Genomic DNA, 3,349 nt, shown 5'->3' with positions numbered 1-3,349 from the left:
GCACCGAGCTGCGCAACGGCGGATGGTCGCGACGCTGCCTCGTGTGCGGGCGGGAGCACTTCCCGCGCACGGATCCGGCCGTGATCGTCGCCGTCGAGAGCGGTGACGGGGAACGCCTGCTCCTCGGCGCCAACGCGAACTGGGGCGGCCGCATGTACTCGTGCTTCGCCGGCTTCACCGAGGCGGGGGAGTCGCTGGAGTCGACCGTCCACCGCGAGATCGAGGAGGAGTCCGGCGTGCGCCTGTCGTCGCTGCGCTACATCTCGTCACAGGCGTGGCCGTTCCCGCGGTCGCTCATGGTGGGGTTCCGCGCCGTCGTCGATGAGGAGTCCACGGCGCTCGCCGACGGCGAGGAGATCATCGATGTGCGGTGGTTCACGCGTGCCGAGATCGGTTCCGCCCTCGCAGGAGACGGTCCGGTCGGGCTTCCTGGTCACGCGTCGATCGCCCGTGCACTGATCGTCGACTGGTACGAGGAACACGCGTGAGCGCACTCGATGCCCTCGACGAGCGGCAGCGGGCTGCAGCATCCGTCCTTCGCGGACCCGTCGTGGTGCTCGCCGGAGCCGGTACCGGGAAGACGCGTGTCATCACGCATCGCATCGCGCACGGCGTCGACACCGGGGCCTACTCGCCGTCGCGCGTCATGGCCGTCACCTTCACCGCCAAGGCGGCGGGCGAACTGCGGGGGCGTCTGCGGGCGCTCGGCGTCGAGGGCGTCGCGGCTCGGACCTTCCATGCGACCGCCCTCGCGCAACTCAACTTCTTCTGGCCGACGCTTGCCGGCTCGCCGGCGCCCTCGATCATCGACAACAAGGTGCGGATGCTGGGTCAGGCCGCCGATGCGATGCGGCTCCGCCCGAGCACGGCCACCCTTCGTGACATCGCGTCCGAGATCGAATGGCGCAAGGTCTCGATGCTCTCGATCGAGCAGTACGCCGCGCTCGGGCGTCCGATCAGCGGCGTCGACGCCGGTCAGCTGGTCGAGCTCATGCGCGGCTACGAAGCGCTGAAGGACGATCGCCGTCAACTCGACTTCGAGGATGTGCTGCTCGCGTGCGCGGGCATGTTGGAGGCAGAACCGCGGGTCGCGGCATCCGTCCACGAGCAGTACCGTCACTTCACGGTCGACGAGTTCCAAGACGTCTCGCCGCTGCAGAACAGGCTGCTGGAGCTGTGGCTCGGCGACCGACACGACATCTGCGTCGTCGGCGACGCCAGCCAGACCATCTACTCCTTCGCCGGGGCGGAACAGCGGTTCCTGCTCGAGTTCGAACGACGTCATCCCGATGCCACGGTGGTGCGGCTCGAGACGAACTACCGCTCCCAGCCCCCCATCCTCACCGTCGCGAACGCGCTGATGCAGGGCCGCCCCGGCGCGCTGGAGCTCGTGCCGGCGCGAGAGCAGTTCACCGCGGATGCGCCTACCGTCACCGCCTATGACACCGAGGGCGAAGAGGCCGCAGGCATCGCCGCCGCCATCTCTGCGCAGATCGCGGCCGGGGCATCCCCTTCGGAGATCGCCGTGCTCTATCGCGCGCATGCGCAATCCGCGATGCTGCAGCAGGCGCTCGCCGTCGAGGGCGTCGCGACCACGGTGCTGGGCGGGACCCGGTTCTTCTCGATGCCGGAGGTGCGTCAGGCGATCCTGGCGCTGCGTGCGGCGGCGGTGGCGCCCACCGAGCAGGGGTTCCTGCCCGGGGTGCAACGGGTGCTGCGCGAGCTCGGGTTGACCGACGAGCCACCGGCCGCCGGTGGGGCGCAGCGCGGCGGCTGGGAGGCGCGGCGCGCCATCCTGCGGCTCGCCGAGGAAGCCGGACCGGACGCGACCCTGCGCAGCTTCAGCGATGCGCTGATGGCGCGGGCCAAGGACCAGCACGAGCCCACGATGCGGACGGTGACCCTCTCGACCTTGCACGCGGCGAAGGGCCTGGAATGGCCGCACGTGCATCTCGCCGGCTGGGCCGAGGGCTCACTCCCGATCTCCTACGCGACGACCTTCGAGTCGGTCGACGAAGAGCGGCGTCTGGCCTACGTGGGCGTCACGCGGGCCGCGCGAACGCTCTCGCTGTCCTGGTCGAGATCGGCAGGACGGGGGGAGCGTGCTCCGTCGAGGTTCCTCGCTGAGATGGGGACCACAGGCCGCGGCACCGGCATTCTTCGTGAAACGTCACCGAACGCCACACGCGGGAACCGTCCGCGCTGCCGCGCACGACGCGCCCGTCAGCGCTTCGGTCGCCGGCGAGGAGCAGGGCGGCGAGGCGACCCGCCTCGGCGACTTGCGCGGCGCGGATCGGGCCGGGGTCGCGGTCGATCATCTGAGTGTGCAGGAGTGGCCATGCCGGATCGAGGGCGGTGGCGTGCGCATCGCGGCAGGCGAGGCACGCGGATTCGCCGGGGACCACGAGCGGCCCGACGGTCACCTTGCCCGGCTCGAAGGACACCGGCAGATGCGGGGTGTCGTCGCGCAGGTGGCGCGCGAATTGCAGAGCCGCCGCGGCGCCTCGCACGAGTACGACGCCCACGCCCGGTCGTCGCCCGGGATCGACGAGGGAGACACCCTCATCCGTGAGCGCCTCCCGAATGCGGTATTCGGTGCGCCCGTCGTCGATGCCGATGCTCTCGACCCAGGCCGTGCGGGGCGCGGTCGGCTCATCGAGCAGTGCGGGCTCCAGGCGCGCGAGCAGAGCCCTCGCCGCCTCGCGCGGGGCCCCGGCGGCGTGCGCGATCACGTCGAACGATCCGCGGCGGAAACCCGTGCGTAGGCGGCTGAGCAGGAGCTCCACCCAGGCGGCATCCGCCTCGACGCGCAGTCCGTCGTCGTCACCGAGCTGCAGCGTGTGCTCGTCCCGCCACAGCAGCGGTGCACTCGGGTCGAGGCGCGTGAGGATCGGCGGTGTGAGAGGCATCTCTCCGATTCTGGAGGGACGCCGCCGCCCGCGGGGAGTTGTCGAGGCATCCGTGGACAACTGCCGCGCGTGTCCCCGACGGGGGAGGAGAGGTGATGACACCTTCCGTCCCCCGTCGAGGTCTGGTCCTCAGACCGGGCGGTCCCCCTCCGGGGCGGCGTCGCCATCATCCTCGGCGCCGTCCTCGCCACCATCGGACGGTGTCTCCTCCGAGAAGTCGTCACCGTCGAGCAGGCGGGCGAGCGCCTCGTCGAACTCGTCCGCGACGGGCTGTTCGCCGCGTTCGACGGCCTGCAGCCGGGCCACGAGCGCGCTCGGGTCGTCGATGTCCTCGGCCGTGGGCATCAGGTCGGGATAGTCCCAGAGGGAGTCGCGGGCGCTGATGCCCACGGCATCGGTGACGGCCTGCCACATGGCGGATGCTTCGCGCATGCGCCGCG

At 71.1% G+C, this 3,349-nt stretch carries 2 protein-coding genes and 1 pseudogene; 2 read left to right on the top strand and 1 reads right to left on the bottom strand.

Annotated elements, in window-relative coordinates; translation table 11 throughout:
• Together nudC and ACNPM4_RS14215 are read left to right on the top strand one after the other, a co-directional pair.
• Positions 1-488: NAD(+) diphosphatase (gene nudC / locus ACNPM4_RS14220; RefSeq protein WP_448986086.1), on the top strand; the 488-nt coding region annotated here is incomplete at its 5' end.
• Positions 485-2,203: pseudogene (locus ACNPM4_RS14215) on the top strand (ATP-dependent helicase); the annotation flags it as partial. The gene nudC and the pseudogene ACNPM4_RS14215, both read left to right, overlap by 4 nt.
• An 835-nt stretch (positions 2,204-3,038) precedes the next feature.
• Here ACNPM4_RS14215 and ACNPM4_RS14210 read toward each other — a convergent pair.
• Positions 3,039-3,349: zinc-dependent metalloprotease (locus ACNPM4_RS14210; RefSeq protein WP_448986085.1), on the bottom strand; the 311-nt coding region annotated here is incomplete at its 5' end.

It is taken from the genome of Microbacterium umsixpiens (assembly GCF_053543675.1).
Note: the sequence above shows the minus strand (reverse complement) of the source record. Positions and strands in the feature narration are given on the sequence as shown.